Genomic DNA, 17710 nt, shown 5'->3' on the forward strand with positions numbered 1-17710 from the left:
CGGGAAGGGTGCAGGGCAGCGACGGACGCGTGGTCCGTCGCCGGCTCGGCATCCCTTCGCTCGCATGATCGAGATCAGGTTCGACGGGTGTTCTCTCAGCCGTTTCCGGCACCCCGTGTCGAGTCCTTCCTCAGGCTACTGGCGTGGTGTGTCCCTCGGTACCCCGCCCCCGCAGATGGGCCGGGTGGGAGGAAGGAACGACCTGGATCATCAGCGGCGATTCTTGGCGCCGGCGAACTGGGGCCGCCCGCTGCACACCTCGGGAGCCGAAGTGCGCATTTGTGGCGGTACGGCGGAACTGGCCTGCCCGTATGGACGGAGTTCTTCGGGCACGGCGAGTGCGGGTTCGAGGTCCCCACCGGTGATGGTGCGTCCCGTCAGCTGCGCTTGGAAAGAACACCGGGAGATGATCATTGGAGGTAAGGAGGCGGTGCGAGCTCTGCCCGGGGTCGCATGAACCATCGGCACACCTCGAGGGCCGCGGCGCTGACCGCTGCGGCCCGGGCGTCGCCGCCGCGAGCGGTTCGACCGTATCCGGTTCTGTGGACGTGACCGGGCCGATTCCCCCTGCGAATCGGTCCGGTCACGTCCGCAGAACCGCTACGGCGTCGATGAGGCGTCCTGGCGAACAGTTGGGGGCGCCCGGAGCACGGGCCGGTCGGCGGGCGGATCAGCACGGTGCACGCCCAGAGTTGCAGCGGGCTGCCACGGCCGGGTCACGCCGATCTGGACAGGGACGGAAAGGCGGCGGCGAGCAGTGCTGGTGCATCGTGCACACCGACACATCGAATGCCGGCGGTGCGGAGGGCGTCCAGGGCGGCCGTATCCGCCGGGGAGCAGAGCCCAGCGAGGACCTCCTCGGTGACGATCGCGCACCAGGCCGTACCGTCGGACACGGTCCGTGTGGTCTCCCACCCGTGCTGGGCAGCCCAGCGCCGCACCGCGGCCCAGTGTCTCACCGCGGCGGCATCGGAGGGATTTCCCACCAGCACCAATTGTCCCTGCTGGGCTGTCACGTGCACCCCTGGTCTGATCGCCGCCCCGCAAGGGGTTCCCACGGGCGCGGCAGTCTATGAGATATCCGATGGCTCACGACAGCCGTTACCGCACTCGGCGCCCCGGCGCGCGCGGAGCCGTAGCTGTGCAGGCTCCGCGGGGTCGCGGTGCGGACCGTCCCGCATATTGTTCTATTCAAACGTGACACTCCTCACGGGGAGGAGTTGTATCTCATCACAAAAGGCCGCGCCACTCGAACACCCGTCCATATCGCTCAGAAGGCGTTGTGGTGCTGGGCATCGCGCACGAATCCACGACGGTGGTCTCAATCGCCGTGCATTCCGGTGCGGTCGGCGGGAGCCGGGCAGGCGGCATGTGACGACCCCAACGCCCTGCCGGCAGCGCGGCTCACGGTGCCACCGGTATCGGCACCGTCCCGGGGGCCGCGACGGCGCCCAGCCGCCTGGGCGCGCCCTACGCGACCGATGAATTCGGCCTCGCCATGCCGTCTACATGTATATCCCTTTCCGCATCTGCGGGAGGCTCGGGACGAGTCGACTAGGAGCGTGCACACCGTGGACCAGGAGAACGTGAGCGCCACCCTGACTGTCGCCGTGCCCGCCGCGAGGGTGTTCGCGGTGCTGGCCGACCCGACGACCCATTCTGCGATCGACGGGACCGGCTGGGTACAGGAAGCCGCCGACCGGGCGTCGCTGACCGAGGTGGGGCAGATCTTCCGGATGAACATGTATCACCCCAACCATCCCAACGGTGACTACCAGGTGGCCAACCAGGTTCAGGTGTTCGACCCGCCGCGCGCCATCGGCTGGCGGACGGGGCAGGAGAAGGATGAGGGTCAGCTGGAGTTCGGCGGCTGGATCTGGCGTTATGACCTGGTGCCGCTCGGTCCGTCCGAGACCGAGGTCACGCTCACCTACGACTGGTCAGCGGTGCCGCAGTTCATCCGGGAGTACATCCGGTTCCCGCCGTTCGGTCCCGAGCATCTCACCAACTCGCTGCACCATCTGGCCGAGCTTGCCGCACCGACGTCCCCGGGCTCGGCCCCTGACGGCTGACATCTGCCGGGCGGCCCCTGTAGCGGTCCACTCGGGCAAAGAAGGTGCGTCGCGGTGGGTTGAGGGTTCTGACAGGTTCGTGGGAATGAGGCTCTGGGAGCTGACCAGCAGCGCCGTACGTGCCGAAATCCGTGTCGATGGACGCGGGCGCGGTCAGGTGACGGTGAGCTGTCCGGTCATTTGGGGATGGTAAGTGCAGTAGATGTCGTAGGTACGCGTGTCCTGCGGTGCGGTGAACGTGACTGTCTCACCGGCCTCGACCTCGACGTCGAAGGTCTCGTCGCGGGCCGTGATGCTGTGTTCGACCGGGTCGTCGTTGCGAACGGTGACCGTGGTGCCCGGCCCGACCGAGCCCGGCACCTCGTACTTGTAATCCTTGATGACGATCGTCACGGCCTCGGCGCTCCCGTTTCCCGCACCCGGGGATGCGGTGACGGTGGGCGACTCGGTATCGGACCCGCATGCCGTCAGGACAAAAGCTGCAGTCAACAGTGTCACGAGGAGCAACGCTGCGCGCTTCATGAGTGCCTCCTGTTCCCGGTACCCCCCTACTGATTCAACACCCACGGGCGAGACAGGAGCCCGAGAATCAGACGAACTTCGGATCGTCCCGGCCCCGGCAGGTGGATTGATGCCCTGCGATCCTGACCGCGTCGGCGGCACGCACATGCCCGGGCGGGACAGTACGTCGGCGACTACGACGCCGGCATCGCCGATCTCGGGCGTACCAGCCGCACGGAGCGCAGGGTGTACGTCGGGCCGGGAATCCGTCCCGCACCAGGCGCGGGGGGCCGACGCCGCCATCGGTGACGTGGGGGAGCGACGCTCCCAGACCTCGTTGCTCGAGTCGAATCAGCACCTCGAGGACGTGTTCATGGTGTACGCACCGACGACATCGCCTACATCGACGCGAACCTCATGGACGACGAGGGAACCCGGCTGTCGAGTACAAAGATCTGGGCGCAGGGCGACGGGATCGTGTACTCGCTCTTGGGCGACGCACGTCGTCGGACTGCGTTTCGGACGGGCGGCGTGTCCTCGGATATCAATGCCGGAGACGAGTACGGCCAGGCTGTGGCGCACTGCATCCCGATCAGCCATCAACCCAAACGTGAGCGGCGGAAACGAGTGGGTGTGCCGGGTGGTTCGTCGGGCCGCCGGGCGGGGGGCGGTGAGATAGATCGTCGGCACCTCGCCGACAGCACCGCCCGGAGGAAGCACGTTCTCGACGAACCTGGCACCTCGTTTCCCGAGTGAAGCGTCCGTGAGCGCACGTTTCCGAGGGGCCTTCCTGAACCAGTTCGGGAGCTGCCCAGGATCCGAGCTCAATCCCGTGGGGCATCGGGTGCTGGCGTGTGCAGCGTGCACCTCGGCGACGAACAACCGGATCCTCCATGGGAGAAGAGATACGTGGTTGCTCGCGCGTAACGCCGTGGTCGTCGAGCTGTGCATCTGCCGGGGTGTGCTTGAAGATCGCGATGGGGACCAACCATCCGAGTACGGACAGCTGATGGCACCGTCAGTTCCCTGCGGACGTTGGGGCGGGTCACCTGTGCGGTCCGGGACGGATGGTGGCGTCGGGTGATCGGCTGGGCGATCGCCGAGACAATGCACACGGGCCTGGTGAAGCCGCGTTGTCGATGGCGGTGACCATGGGCGGGGAGTTGCCGGAGCAGGGGGATCTTCCATGCCGACCGCGGCACCCAGTACACCTCGGGGCAGGTGGCCCGGTTCGCACGCCGGCACGGGTTGGCGCAGTCAGGGGGACGTACGGGCGTGTACTGGGACAAATCGCAAGCCGAATCATTCTGGGCTACTTCGAAAGTCGAGTTCTAGAATAGATTCTTGTGGCCGACGAAGCGGCAGGATGGAGTCGCTGACTGGATCGAAGGGGTCTACGATCGTCGCCGGCGTCACTCGAGCCTCGGGATGATCAGCCCGGTGGAGTTCGAGCGTCGATCCACACAGACGGTAGAACCCACCTGACCCGGTGTCCACCGCATGGGAGCAATCCCAGCCGATCCGCGGGCTTCGGTGTGGGGGAGGTGACCACCTGTGGGGTAATGAGGAGCCGGTCTTCATTTCGTCTAGGTTCGGCTTCATGGACCTGCGACAAATGGAGTATTTCCTTGCGGTGGTCGACCACGGAGGTGTCAATCGCGCCGCCGCGGCGTTGCGCGTGGCTCAACCGTCGTTGTCCCAGGCGGTGCGCAAACTTGAGAAGGATCTGGGTACGGAACTCTTCCACCGGGTGGGGCGGGGTCTCGTTCTTGCTCCTGCCGGGGAAGCGTTGATAGGTCCCGCCCGGATGATCTTGAGAGAGGCGGAAGTCGCCGAGAATGCCGTGCGTACCGTCGGGCAGGGCCGGGGTGGACGCGTCGACATTGCGACCTTGTCGGATATGTCGACGGATCCTTTGTCGGTGTGGGTAGCGCAGTTTCGTGCCGAGTTCCGTGACGTGCGGTTTCGAGTCGAGGAGCGTGACGAAGCAGCGGACGTGTTGGAACTCGTCAGATCCGGATCCTGCGAGATCGGCTTCTTGGCGATGCCGATCGCCGGGGGTGAGTTGGTCAGCGAGGAACTGGTCGATCAGAAGTTCGTTCTGGTCTGTCCACCTGGTACCGAGTCCTACTGGCCGGACCCTACGCCGATCGAAGCATTAACCGAGATCCCGTTCGTCATGGGCGAACGGGGGACGGCTACACGGGACTATATCGAGTATTCGTTGCGTGAGCACGGCGCCGAACCGCGGATCGTGGTGGAAGTACCTCAACGCGGTGCGGTCCTGCCGATGGTGTTGTCCGGTGGTGGCGCAGCCATCATCCCGCTCCGAATCGCGCTCGATGCCCGCCATCGGGGCGGCGTAGTGCGCGAATTGTCTCCCGGACTGTCACGTCGTATCGGCGTGGTGCGCCGTCCGGGCCGCCTGACCCCGGCAAGCACCGAGTTCCTGAATCTCTCGAAGCGCTCTCTGCAAGCGTGGCTCAGAGGCATCGAGCGTAACGTTTCACGAGGACACGCACTGATCGAGGCCGCGTCGTTGACCGCACTGGCCGCGGATCGCCGTGTTCGTGACCGCAACCTCAGGGGCACGGAGGTGCGACCGCAGAATCAATAGGCGATTGCAGTCGATTTAGGTGGTTTTCGGTCTTTGACGCAGTCGATGCGTTTCATCTTCAATGGGTGTGTGCCAGTTCATAGGCATTCGCAGCCCATTCGAGGAGGGGACATGACCGGTCGCGTGCACTGCACCGTCGAGAACGCCATAGCCACGCTGGTGCTGGACAATCCCGGTCGCCGCAATGCGGTCAGCTACACCGTCTTCGAAGCGTTCCATGCTGCCATCTCGAAGCTGTCCGAAATGCCCGAGGTCCGTGTGGTGATCTTGTCGGGTCACGGAGCGGATTTCAGCGTGGGAGCCGACCTAGCCGCGCCAGCCGAATCGAGGACTTTACGCCGAGACTCGGTGGCCGCCGACACCGCTCGATTGCGGAAAGTCAGTACTGCCCTTCTCGATTTCCATCAGATGCCGCAGATCACGATCGCGGCGATCGACGGAGCGTGCGCCGGGGCAGGGCTGTCCCTGGCTGCTGCCGCGGACCTGCGCATCGCCACCGACCGAGCCGTGTTCAACACCGCGTTCGTCGGCGCCGGCCTGTCGGGGGATCTCGGCGGGGTCTGGCTGCTCAACAACATTGTCGGTGCCGCACGTGCACGCGAATTGTTCCTCGAATCCACTAAACTTGTTGCAGCAGAAGCACTTCGGCTCGGTCTGGTCTCTTCTGTGGTCCCCGCATCGGCGCTGCAGGACACCGCGCAGGATCTGGCCTTCCGCCTGGCACGGTCGGCTCCTCTCGCTCTGCGGTCGATGAAGGAAAACCTGCTGCAGGCTTCCCACACGTCGCTCGGCAACTACCTCCCCGCCGAAGTGGATCGGATGGTGCGCTGTTTCCACAGCGATGATGCCCGGGAGGCCGCTGCGGCCTTCCTCGACAAGCGCGCGCCCGTCTTCGTCGGCCGCTGACAGGCGCACACGACCTCCTCTCACCTCTCTTCAATGCTGCCCACGCCACCATCGTGCGCACTGTCCGTTTCGGAGGCTTTTCATGTCTGAAACTCTCGCTCCTACCAACGGGATTACGCCGGCACGGTCGAGCCGACGTGCCTAACTGATCACTGTGACGCTGTTCGGGTTCGTGATTGCTCAACTTCACCGACAAGGCGGTCCTCGGGTTTGCCGGTGTCAATTGCCCCGCGCTCCTGGCCGAGCTACGTGCCAGATTTTCGATGATGAGTAGTGACGAGGCGATGGCATTGTTGACGCCGAACGGGGTCGTGGCGGACGGATCAGCTCCTACGGCGAGGTCCGCAAGAATCCGGACGGCGAAGCCGCTGGTGCCTTCATCGACGTGACCGGCCCGGACCGGATACCCACATCATCATCGGCTCGCCGTGGCACCTGGGCAGCACCGCGTAATTCTCGCCGGTCGGTGCGTCTGGCGTGGGCCGACACACCGCCGAACTGTTCACCGAACTCGGATACGACACCGCGGCGAGCGACGACCTGACCTCAGCGGGCATCGTTCGCTGAGCCACGCTCACCAACCCTTTCTCCATCCCGCACCGTGGAGACTCTCGGTGCTCGAACAGCAAGGATGACTCGTCATGCAGCGCACACTCTTCGATTCCGATCACGATGCCTTCCGGGAGACCGTGCGGCAATTCATTGCCAAGGAGGTGACTCCGCATCTGGCGGACTGGGAAGCTGCGGGATGCGTTCCGCGGGAGCTGTTCACCAAGACCGCAGAGCTCGGCATCAACGGTCTGCAGATTCCGGAGGAGTTCGGCGGGGGCGGTCTCGACAGCTTCCTGTTCAATGCCATCGTCATCGAAGAAACCGGATACGCCGCCGCCAACCTCGGCGGACTGCAGGTCCACCTGAGCACCGTACTGCCGTACTTCTTCGAGTACGCCAACGACGAGCAGCGCGCCCGATGGTTCCCCGGCTTCGCAGACGGCAGCCTCGTTTCGTCGATCGCGATGACCGAACCCGGAACCGGATCAGATCTGGCCGGGATGGCCACCACCGCCATCCGCGACGGAGACGACTGGATCCTCAACGGCGCCAAGACCTTCATCACCGGGGGCATCAACGCCGACCTGATCGTCGTCGTCGCCCGGACGAACCGCAATGTCGACAATCGCCGAGACGGCCTCTCGCTACTTGTGGTCGAAGCCGGCATGGCCGGCTTCACCCGGGGGCGTAATCTCGACAAGCTCGGCCTCAAGTCCCAGGACACCGCCGAGTTGTTGTTCGACAACGTCCGTGTCCCGGCCGCCAACGTCCTGGGAACCGAGGACGCCGCGTTCTCGATGCTCACACACAACCTGCCGCAGGAACGGCTGACGATCGCGGTGAATGCACAAGCCACCTCCGCCGCCGCGCTGAATCTGGCCATCGACTACGTCACCGAACGTAAGGTCTTCGGTCAGCGCGTCGCCGACTTCCAGAACACCAAGTTCGTGCTCGCCGACTGCGCCACCGAACTCGAAGCCGGCCAAGCTCTCGTCGACCGTGCACTCGCGGCCCTCGACGCCGGAACTCTGACCGCCGCCGACGCAGCCAAAGCCAAATTGTTCTGCACGGAGATGCAGGCGCGAGTGATCGATCGCTGCCTGCAACTGCACGGCGGCTACGGCTACATGCGTGAATACCCGATCTCCCGTTTGTACGCCGATGCCCGCGTGTCCCGCATCTTCGGCGGTACCAGCGAAGTGATGAAGAGCGTCATCTCCCGCTCGCTGGAACTGTGAGCATGATCGATCCTGCTATCCTCCCACAACGCATCCGGCACCAACCGGGAAGACGACGCATCGACCACGACAGACATCATGCCGCGCAGACGATCCGATCCATAAGAGACCTGCTCGTAGCTTCCCCGAGGACCTGGCATAGTTGATTCTCGTGAGCGCCAGCCTCGTCTACCGCAACGCCGCCGTCTATGGGGTGTTGATGCGCGTGCTGTACGGACGTCACTACGGGGCCCGGTTTCGTGCCGTCGCGGCGGAAGTCCCGCCGGGATCGGAGGTGTTGGACGTGTGTTGTGGTCCGGCGACCCTGTACACCCGGTACCTGCGCGGTCGCGGCGTCGACTATCACGGACTCGACCTCAACGAGCGGTTCGTCGCGGACGTGATCAGCGCGGGGGGTCGTGGTGAGGTGTGGGACCTGCACGCCGACGCTCCATTACCGGCGGCGGATGTCGTGCTGATGCAGGCAAGCCTGTACCACTTCCTCCCCGATCCCGCCCCGGTCCTCGATCGGATGCTGGCCGCGGCACGTCACACGGTGATCATCGCCGAACCGATCCGCAATCTCGCCACCAGCGACAACCGGGTGCTCGCCGCTCTCGGCAAGCGGTACACCGACGCAGGGGACGGCGCCCAGGCGCACCGGTTCACCGAGCAGAGCCTCGACGAGTTGTTCGCAGCACACCGTCACAGGGTGCTCGAGCAGCGTCTGATCGCGGGCGGGCGCGAGAAGATGTTCGTTCTCGCCGCGTGACGGCTCAGATCCGGAAGGCGGTGACCGCGTCGATCACCCGCTCCACCTGGGTATCGGTCAGGTCCGGCCACAGCGGCAGCCGCAGCAGGCTTCGGGAGAACTCGTCGCTGTGCACACACGGCTGCGGTGTGCGACCAAGTTTGAGCCCGGCCGGGCTCGAGTGCAGCGGCACGTAGTGGAACGGCGCCGAGATCCCCCGTTCGGCGAGATGCCGGATCAGGTCGTCGCGGTGCTGCTCGGTCGGGGTGCGCAGGTAGTACAAGTGGGCGGTGTGCTCCCGGTCGTCGGGGACGGTCATCAGCTGCACGCCGCTTCGCTGCGCCCACTCCGGTAGCGCGGCCGCGTACGCGTTCCACACACGGTGACGGCCCGCTTGAATGAGGTCGAACTCGTCGAGTTGGGCGTCGAGGACCGCGGCGTTCAGTTCGCTGGGCAGATAGCTGGATCCGAGGTCCTGCCAGGAGTACTTGTCGACGGCGCCGCGTAGGAATCGGGCGCGGTCGGTGCCCTTCTCCCGGATGATCTCGGCCCGGTCCATCAAGAGGTCGTCGGTCAGCAGCAGGGCGCCGCCTTCACCACAGTGGATGTTCTTGGTGTCGTGGAAGCTCAGTGCGCCGAGGGTGCCGATGGTGCCGAGAGGCCGGCCGCGCCAACGCCCGCCGAGGCCGTGGGCGTTGTCTTCGATCACGGCCACAGCGTGTGCGGTCGCCAGATCGAGCAGTCCGGCCATGTCGGCGGCTACACCGCCGTAGTGGATGACCACGATGGCTCGTGTGCTCGGGGTGAGCGCTGCCGCGGCCGCCGCCGGGTCGAGGTTGCCGGTGGCGGGGTCGATGTCGGCGAATACGCAGGTGGCGCCACGCAACGCCATCGACGTTGCGGTGGAGGTGAACGCGAAGCTCGGCACGATCACCTCGTCGCCCGGGCCGAGTTCGAGCAGCAGGCCTGCCATCTCCAGCGCCGAGGTGCACGAGGTGGTGAGCAGGGCGTGCGGTGCCGTGGTGATCGCTTTGAGTTTTGCGGTCGCCGCGGCGGTGAACGGTCCGTCCCCGTGGCTGTGGTCGGAGCCGAGGACCGCCTCGAGGTTCGGCAACTCGCGGCGTGCGCGGTGCGGGCGGCTGAACAGGATGTGTTCAGTGCTCATGTTCGCGGACTTCCGTCGTGCCGGCGGCTGCTTCCGGTGCGGGCGGCCCTTGGTCCGGTCGCGGCAGCGGTGACCGGACGGTGAGGTAGAGGGGTTTGCCGACCAGTACGTGCAGGGCGACGCCGAGGTACTCGGCGATCAGACCGAGCGAGAACAGGATCGCGCCGGAACACAGCAGCATCACCACCATCAATGATGCCCACCCCTCGGGTGCCCAGTTCTCGGTCGTCAGTGCCTCGTAGACGACGACGCCCGCCATCACCGCTCCGGCTGCGGCCAGCGTGATGCCCAGCAGGCTCACCAGGCGCAGGCCCCGGGTTCCGGTGCACAGGACCATCTTCCAGAACAGGGAGAACAACCGTCGGTAGTTGTAGCCGGACTCCTCGCGGCCCTCGCTGCGCAGGATGACCGGGACCTGGGCGACCGTGCCGACCACCCAGGACAGTGCGACGTCGAGGTACGCGCCGTTCGACGCGACCTCGGCGAGCTGGCGACCGACGTCGCCGCGGATGAGGCGGAAGCTCTCGAACCGGGTCGAGTCGGGGAACGCGAACAACGTCGCCAGCACCAGCTTCGCACCGCGGGAGGTGAGATTGCGCAGCAACCGGTGGGGGCGGGTGTTCGTGGGCTTCGAGTACACCAGTTCGGCCCGTTGAGCGAGGGCGGCGTCCAGGAACGCACCGATGAAGGTCGGGTCGTGCTGGCCGTCCTCGTCCATCGTGACGATCCAGTCGCCGTGCGCGGCCGCCATCCCGGCGATCGTGGCGGCGTCCTGGCCGAAGTTGCGGCTGAGCCACACCACCCGCACCTGGGGATGGGTGCGCTCGAGTTCTTCGAGGACCGTGTCGGAGCGGTCCGGGCCGTGATCGTGCACCAACACGACCTCGTCGACGATGAACACGGCCCCGGCAGGGGAGTGCTGCGGTGATGCGAGGCGGTCGAGTTCGGCGACAAGTCCGCTGATCGTCTGCTCGCCCCGGTAGACGGGCACCACGACCGACACGGTGAGTGGGCGTGTCGACGCGTCTGTGTCGGGCTCGGGATCGAGCAGGTGGCGGCGCGCGGCCGGGTGCTCGGGAGACCGGGGCTCGGGAAGCGGCATCAGCTGTAGCGACTTTCTGCGGCGACGGCGGGTGCCGACAGCCCTGGACGAAGGCGTGGCGCGAGGGCGAATGGCCGAACACTAACACGCACCGTAGGGGGTTCCGGGGTGTGCGCGGCGTTTCGCTCGGCTGTGGCTGCCGGGCGCGCGGTAGGGTCAGGGACTCGTGACCGAGCGTGCTGTATCCGATTCCCGGCGAGACGTCGTGCGGTGGGGTCTTGCCACCGTGGTTGGGGTGGTGGCGGGCTACCTTGCGGTGGTGCTGGCCAACGCGCGGCACTACTTTACCGACGACACCGAGTCGCAGTACACCGCCCTCTGGGTCGGACTCGGTCGCTCGCTACGTGAGGGCGTGTTTCCGGTGATGGTTCCCGAGCAGTGGATGGCCGGCAACAACACGATGGATGACGCCGGCTTGTTCAATCCGCCGCAGTTGCTGATCGATGTCATTGCTCCGTCGGTCGACAACGTCGCGCTGTACGCGACCGTGGTCAAACTGGTCTTTTCGATCATCGTCGCCCTCGGCGTGTACCGGATCTGCCTGGTCTACGGGGCGCGCCCGGTGTGGTCGGCGGTTGCGGGTGTCGCGTTCCCGTTGTCGGGCTGGTTCCTGTTCTTCGACCAGGCCACTTGGATGACCGCGCTGACCGGCACGGCGTGGATCGTGCACGCCTGGGCCTCGTCGGTGCGCTACACGCGCGGTGAGGGTGGACCGATCCCGGTGTTCGTCTTTCTGTATCTGACGATCACCACGCAGTACATCTTCCCGGCCCTCGAAGCGATCCTGGTGCTGGCCGCGGTCGCGGTCGGGGAGCTGTTGTACCAACGTCGCTGGCAGCCGATCGCGCGCCTGACCGCTGTGTCCGCGTGCGCGGGCCTGGCGGGGCTGATTGCGTTCCTGCCGAGCATGCTGTCCGCGGACGTCACGTGGCGCGGTGCATGGGACGTGATCAACGATCCCTTCCTCACGGTCCCCTGGTCGGAATCGCTCAACGCCAGCCTGCCCAGCGCGCTGCCCGCGTTCACCTCGTGGTGGGGCTACGTGCAGCCGCTGCCGGTCACCTACATCGCCTGGTTCCTGGTTCCGGCCCTGGCGTTCGTCGACTGGCGGCGGGCGGCGGGTGCGTGGCGGGAGCTGTCGTCGGTGGCGCTGTTCTCACTGGTGATGCTCATGTGGGCGGCCGGGCCCGGCACCATCGGTCCGCTGCGCTGGCCGGCCCGGGTGCTGCCGATGCTCGCCCTCGGCCTCCTGGTCCTGGTGTGCGTGCTGATCGGACGATTCGGCACCGTCCAGAACCTGCGTGGCCGCATCGCCGCGGCCGGTGCTCTGATTGCGGTGTTGCTGGCACGATCGGTCTCTGCCGATCCCGCCAACGCGGGGTGGCACCTGCTCTCGGCGCTTGGTGTCGCCGCCCTCGGCGCGGCGGTGGTGTGGCTGGGCCGTACCCGGGGCACCGCATTCGCGGCCGCGCTGACGATCGTGGCGATGTTCCCGATCGCGTTTCTCCAGGTGAATGCGGCGCAGCCGACGCCGATGACGTGGAACCTGCCCGCGCACCGCTCCGACGCCCAGAACGCCTTCCCCCAATTCCCGGGTACGACACTGCAGCTCGGTGACCGTGGCTTACTCGGTCCTGATGACAAGAGCGTCGACGCCGCCTACGGCTCGCTGGTGTTCGGCAACTATGCCCGCGCGGTGGAACTGGACTACGTCAACGGCTACACACCCAGCGGCCACTACTGGTTCGGTGAACTGCTGTGCATGCGGTGGGACGGCAGCGTCTGCCCGGACGCGTACCGCCGCATCTTCACACCCGAAACCGAGACCGGCCGCACCCTCGTCGACCTGATGAACGTCGATCGGGTCGCGCTCCAGCGAGCCATGTACCCGGACGCACGCGCCCAGTCCGCCCCCGAAGGCTGGAGGTGGGTCGACTATCCGGACAACGACCGCTACATCTGGGTGCTCGAGCGCGAGGACGGGCTGGTCTCGTCTCGCAACGGCCGCATTTCCGACATTGACGGAGTCGACGCGGTGTCGCTGTCGGAGACCGACACCACCAGCCGAGTGCGCGTGAGCTCGTCCGGCGGGGGACGCGTGGTCTTCGCTCGCCTCGGCTGGCCCGGCTACCGCGCCACCCTGGGCGGCGAACCGATCCCGATCACCACGGTTGCGAAGTCCTTCGTCGCCATCGACGTCCCTGCGGGCACGCAGGATGTCGAGTTGGTGCTGACCTGGCGGCCGCCGGGCTGGAAGATCGGCATCGTCAGCGCCGCAGCCGGGCTCGCCGGGCTCGGTGTCCTGCAGTGGCTCTGGATGCGAACTCGGCGCCGCGGCACCACCGCGGCCCCCGCCACGGCGGGCGGCGAACCCGACCATGCACCGGTCGGTGTGACGCCGTGATCGATCCCGACGGCCGTCACGCCTCCGGTGAGGGGGGTTCCACCGCGCCGGCCCCAGGGTTGCTGCTGCGTGCGGTGCGCCGACAGGAGGTCGGCTTCGCTCTGATCGGCGGGTTCAACACGCTCTTCGGGATGGCGTTGACAGTGTTCTGGCTCGCCGTGCTCGGCGACCGCTGGCCAGCTGCCGTGGCGGTCGTTCTCGCCTACGCGATCGGTGTCGTCACCGCATTCGTGCTGCACCGCACCCTGGTGTTCCGGGTTCGTGGTCGGGTGCTCCGCGACTTCTTCGGATTCGTCGCGGTCAACTCCGGTGGCCTGCTGTTGAACATCGTGCTGCTCACTGTCGCTGTGGAGGCGCTGCACCTTCCCCGAATCCCGTCCGCGGTGGTGATCATGGCGGTCGTCGCGGTCGCGACCTTCTTCGGGCATCGATACATCTCGTTCCGACGGCCACCCCGGAACGGGCGACGCTGAACGGCCCTTGTCGTGATGGTCGCCCTTTGCGGGCTGTGGACTTACGTCCGAACGGCCCGCCAACAAATCCGGAGTCGGTGGATGTGAGCAGCCGCGTTAGTCGACTGCAAGAGAGGACGAGTCTCGTTTTCAGGATGTCCGGTGCGTGGTCGTGTCGGACGAGGAACCGAACACGACGCACCGGGAGGTGGTCACAGGGGATGGTGAGGCCGTCCTTGTGGCAGGCAGGGGGAGCACCGGGGTGGGGTTCGGCTTGGCAATTCCAGCCGCCGCTGGTGACGGCGCGCTGACAGTTTCGACGAGCAGCGCCAGGACTGCATAGTTCGGGTTGAAGTACCCACGGCGGCGGTGGGCCGGGCCCGACACAGATCCCGCACCCACTCTTCGAGGGAAATGTCTGCGCCGAGGGCGCGGTTGTAGCGGCGGTCGGACAGGCCGCTGGTGTGTTGCAGCAACTGGCGCACGGTGATCGCGGCCGAGGCGGTGACATTGCCGGCGGTGAACCAGGGCAGCTGGGTCCGCATCGGCGCATCGAGGGGACCTCGAATGTGGTTCGGGTGCATTGACGCTGCCGTTGGCGGGGCGGGGCGGGGCGGACGAGAGACGAACGAGGACCTCTTGTAGGGGCCGCACTCACCGGTGCGAACATGCACCGGTGGGGTGCGGATGCGGGTGGTAAGGGATCTCAGTGGGCGGCGGTGTACTCATCGACGAGTGACTGGGGCAGTCGACCGCGGGCAGGAACTTCGTAGCCGGCCTCGACGGCCCATTGTCGGATTTCTTTCGAGTTCGGCGAACCCGAGGCGGTGGGTCGGGTGGTGCCGCCTCGCCGCTTGCGTCCTCCGACGCGGGTGGCATGTTCGGTGTAGTAGTCGATCTTCTTACGGAAGTCCCGGGCGTTCTTCTTGTTCAGGTCGATGGTGTATTCGACTCCGTCGAGGGCGAAACTGATCGTCTCGCCTTCGGTCTCCAGCGGGGTTCCGTCGATGTCGTCGAATGTCTCGACGATTGTTCTGCGTGCCACGTGTGGACCTCAACTTTCGGTGCATCGAAACCAACTGAAAGTATTCTATCCAGACTGGAAGGTGACATACTGCCTGTATCACTCGGTAGGTCCACGTTGGTGAACCGTGGCGGAAGCTTGCCGCTTCCGGTTGATAGTTCCGTAGGCGCAGAAGAGCTCTACTCGAAATGTTCATGGGTCAAGCACGGGGCCGCGGCGCCGGCTTCGAGTGGATATGCGCCGCCTTCTCCTGCCTCGGACTCGGCAATTTCAGGGGCCTTTGCGCTTGGTTGTCTAGAGAAACATCCAAATGGTAATGGTAATCCCCATTGAGGGTGGACAGCGCAAACCGTCTCGATGCCGCACACGCTCGGGTGCACGAGCGGCCTTGTCCCGGAGCGCTGGATCGCAGGCTGAGTTCTGCCGTGACCTGCGCTACCGGCGAATTGCACGGACTATGGCTGATGATGAACGTCGCAACCTCTGTCGCCACATTGAAGTCAGCGACCCGTTCCGGGTCAAAGAAATCGATGCTCGACTGTGTGAGGAGAGCGGACTGTGTGAGGAGAGCGGGAGACACCCGTTGGTGAACCCGTGACGGCATCGAGAAAGCGACCCGCACGGTGCGGAGCGATTCTGCAAAGAGCAATACCAACTTGTCCGCTACCACAGCGGATCCGGCGTCGGTGCGGCATGCACCACCGGCTCGTCGAGAGGCATTCATAGGCGGACGTCGTTTGCGTCGGGGTCTGTGTGCGATATCAACCCTGCCCGAGGGCCTGAGTTACCCGTTCAGAGCCGGTCGAGATGCATCGACCCCCGGCACGAGTGCGTGTATCGGATTCGACTGTCCCCCACAGGGCGCGCAGCTCGCCGACCTTTCGTGCCTGCCCGTGAAACAGACCGTCCGGGAACAGGGTCGGCCGACCAGCACGACCGCTTGGTCGGTCGCCTCGCACCGGGAGGACACTGCAGCATGTTGACGCACGTTCGAGTTACGCGGTGTCTCGATCGCGTACCCGTCACCGGGCCGGTGCACAGTCTCTCGCGGACATGGCGCGTCCGGAACTCCTGGAACGGCGCCGTAGCGACCGTGGGCGTCAGTACTTCCAAGCGCCCGGCACGGCATCGGCGAACGTCTATTCGTACAGGTCGACGCAGGTGGATAAGCGGCATGGTGCTATGCCGCCACCACGCCGAACCATCCGGGAAGACCACGACGACCGAGACGATGTCCGCGCCACGAAGACCGCGCAACGGCGAGCACGTTCACGCGGCTCCGCGAGACGACCGGCCGCCCGGTGGCAGCTTCCTGGTCACCCAGGCCGTCCTCCACAATCAACGATGGAGCAGACCTGACCGAGTATCTCGTCACCCCTGCTCGCAGTGGCACAGTCCGTACGACTGTCACGCTGCACGGCGACATCGCCGGCCGACTCGACACGATTGCCGCGGCACACTCGTCGATGCGGGGAGTGCGGAGGCGCTACGCGGTGTGCGCGCGTGCGTACGCAGGTGGCTCGCCGCCGACCTGGCTGGAACCCCATCCCAGCCACCAAACAGCAAGTGCAGTAGATGCCGGAGCCAGTTGCCTTCAACGCCGTGTCAGTTCGCGGCGCGCAGGCGGCCGAAGACGCCGTCCTGTTCGTCGTCGGGACCGGCCGTGAAGTACAGGGAGTTGCTGTCCCCGAGACTCTCCCCGTTACCGAACAGCAGCCCCCACAGCCCCTCGATACCGACGATGGCCCCCGACTCGTCTCGAATGTAATCGACGAACGCACCGGTGGCATCGTCGAAGGCGGCAATGCGTCCGGCGCCGCCGAAGTTGCCGACGAGGATCGTGCCGCCGAGGGCGCCGAAGTCGGCGGGTGCGACGGCGACACCCCATGGCGCGTTGAGGTGCCCATTGTCGTCGAGAACACGCACCAAGGTGCCGGACTTGTCGAACTCGGCGACCTTGCCGCGATCGGGCCGGTCCCCGGAAGCGGACTCCTGCTCGGCGTCGAGTGAGTCCTCTTCGCCCGCATCGAATTCGGTACCTTCGGTGGACCCCTCGGCAGCTTGAGTGACGGCGTAGGTGACGAAGACGCGATCACCGGCGGTGACGATATTGAACGGCGCCGGGTCGCCCGGCCGGGCACGTTTGCCTCGACTCGGGTCGGCCGGGTCGATCAGGTCTCCGGTAGCGAAGGGATTCGTGAACCCTTCGGTCGCTACCGGGCGCCAGGTCTTGTCGAACTGCCGGATCTGCGGCTCGGTCCCGAAATCGGCAGCCCACAACGCGTCGTCCCGACCCGGGGCGAGGGCCAGGCCGAAAAAGCTCATCCCCAGCGGCTCGCCGTTGAACATCTCCAGCGCGGGTCCGTCGCGTCGGACGATCCCGCCGTCGGCGCTCTGCTCGGTCCAGCCCGAGATGCGGCCGGAATCGGTGGCGAACAGGAACCGCGCCGACCCGGACAACATCTGGGGGTCGCCATCCACGTCGACGGGCTGGCCGGTGACGGCGAAGCTGTCGGAGTTCAGGGGCGCGGGATTGAACACGACGCCGGTGGTCTTCCCGACACCGGTGTCGGAGGTGTCGGAGTCCGCGCCGGGGACGGTGACCTCGCGCAGCCCGTCCTGGTGCAGTATGCGCAGTGCCGGGTCGGATGCGGCTGTCACGTCGCCGACGAATTCGTACGAGGCGCCGCCGGCGCCGACCCAGAAATGCCCACCCGCACCCTGGGGGCGGATTGCGAGTCCCCAGGCGTTGACCATGTCCTCGAGCACGACAGGCGCACCGTACGAGTCGGTGTTGGCGACCAATGTCGTTGCGGTGTAGCGGTTATCGGGGACAGGATGCGCCACGTCCGTTGATTCGGCCGGGCTGCAGGCGATCGCCGATGCGATTGCCGTGCCGAGCACCGCGGCGCGGGAGAGCGCGGCGCGGAAGGGGGAGGTGCTCATC

At 66.2% G+C, this 17710-nt stretch carries 13 protein-coding genes and 1 riboswitch; of the genes, 7 read left to right on the forward strand and 6 right to left on the reverse strand.

All coding sequences use genetic code 11. The annotated features are described in order from the left end of the window. Positions 1-34: 34 nt before the first annotated feature. A riboswitch (TPP riboswitch) is annotated at positions 35-126 on the reverse strand. A gap of 1436 nt (positions 127-1562) precedes the next feature. Continuing rightward, positions 1563-2072 (forward strand): SRPBCC family protein, encoded by a 510-nt coding sequence (locus tag HFP48_RS29835; protein WP_168580940.1) that lies wholly within the window; start codon positions 1563-1565, stop codon positions 2070-2072. Positions 2073-2225: 153 nt separating this feature from the next. On the opposite strand, the gene HFP48_RS29840 is transcribed toward HFP48_RS29835, so the two are convergent. After that, complete coding sequence (locus HFP48_RS29840; protein WP_044476548.1) at positions 2226-2594, reverse strand: cupredoxin domain-containing protein; 369 nt, start codon at positions 2592-2594, stop codon at positions 2226-2228. 1579 nt (positions 2595-4173) lie between these two features. On the opposite strand from HFP48_RS29840, the gene HFP48_RS29845 reads away from it, so the two are divergent. The 4 genes from HFP48_RS29845 to HFP48_RS29860 all read left to right on the forward strand — a co-directional run bounded on the left by HFP48_RS29845 (position 4174) and on the right by HFP48_RS29860 (position 8637). Next, the gene (locus HFP48_RS29845; RefSeq protein WP_210432854.1) at positions 4174-5190 is read left to right on the forward strand and encodes a LysR family transcriptional regulator; all 1017 of its coding nucleotides are present in this window, start codon (positions 4174-4176) and stop codon (positions 5188-5190) included. Between the two features lie 111 nt (positions 5191-5301). Further along, on the forward strand, positions 5302-6096 hold the full coding sequence (locus HFP48_RS29850; protein WP_168580941.1) for an enoyl-CoA hydratase-related protein: 795 nt from the start codon (positions 5302-5304) through the stop codon (positions 6094-6096). A gap of 641 nt (positions 6097-6737) precedes the next feature. Next, on the forward strand, positions 6738-7886 hold the full coding sequence (locus HFP48_RS29855) for an acyl-CoA dehydrogenase family protein (RefSeq protein ID WP_006934021.1): 1149 nt from the start codon (positions 6738-6740) through the stop codon (positions 7884-7886). A 151-nt stretch (positions 7887-8037) separates the two neighbouring features. Beyond that, positions 8038-8637, forward strand: coding sequence for a methionine biosynthesis protein MetW (locus HFP48_RS29860; RefSeq protein ID WP_246872638.1), 600 nt, complete (start codon positions 8038-8040; stop codon positions 8635-8637). Positions 8638-8641: 4 nt separating this feature from the next. On the opposite strand, the gene rffA is transcribed toward HFP48_RS29860, so the two are convergent. Together rffA and HFP48_RS29870 are read right to left on the reverse strand one after the other, a co-directional pair. Beyond that, a complete protein-coding gene (gene rffA / locus HFP48_RS29865; RefSeq protein WP_168580943.1) occupies positions 8642-9781 on the reverse strand; it encodes a dTDP-4-amino-4,6-dideoxygalactose transaminase in 1140 nt (379 codons plus the stop codon). Then, entirely contained in the window at positions 9771-10883 is a 1113-nt protein-coding gene (locus HFP48_RS29870) for a glycosyltransferase (RefSeq protein ID WP_246872640.1), read from the reverse strand. The genes rffA and HFP48_RS29870 overlap by 11 nt, the downstream gene beginning before the upstream one ends. 235 nt (positions 10884-11118) lie before the next feature. On the opposite strand from HFP48_RS29870, the gene HFP48_RS29875 reads away from it, so the two are divergent. Both HFP48_RS29875 and HFP48_RS29880 read left to right on the forward strand, forming a co-directional pair. Continuing rightward, complete coding sequence (locus tag HFP48_RS29875) at positions 11119-13287, forward strand: YfhO family protein (protein WP_168581158.1); 2169 nt, start codon at positions 11119-11121, stop codon at positions 13285-13287. Then, complete coding sequence (locus tag HFP48_RS29880; protein ID WP_006934031.1) at positions 13284-13760, forward strand: GtrA family protein; 477 nt, start codon at positions 13284-13286, stop codon at positions 13758-13760. Before HFP48_RS29875 ends, HFP48_RS29880 begins: the two co-directional genes overlap by 4 nt. A 191-nt stretch (positions 13761-13951) precedes the next feature. Here HFP48_RS29880 and HFP48_RS29885 read toward each other — a convergent pair whose 3' ends face one another. The 3 genes from HFP48_RS29885 to HFP48_RS29895 form a co-directional block, all read right to left on the reverse strand. Then, entirely contained in the window at positions 13952-14323 is a 372-nt protein-coding gene (locus HFP48_RS29885) for a serine hydrolase domain-containing protein (protein WP_168580944.1), read from the reverse strand. Positions 14324-14445: 122 nt separating this feature from the next. After that, a complete protein-coding gene (locus HFP48_RS29890) occupies positions 14446-14784 on the reverse strand; it encodes an Lsr2 family protein (protein ID WP_168580945.1) in 339 nt (112 codons plus the stop codon). A 1584-nt stretch (positions 14785-16368) separates the two neighbouring features. Further along, positions 16369-17709, reverse strand: a complete 1341-nt coding sequence (locus HFP48_RS29895) for a TIGR03118 family protein (RefSeq protein WP_168580946.1) — start codon at positions 17707-17709, stop codon at positions 16369-16371. Position 17710 lies beyond the last annotated feature (1 nt).

Source organism: Rhodococcus sp. DMU1 (genome assembly GCF_012272955.1).
Classification (GTDB): Bacteria; Actinomycetota; Actinomycetes; order Mycobacteriales; family Mycobacteriaceae; genus Rhodococcus; species Rhodococcus aetherivorans.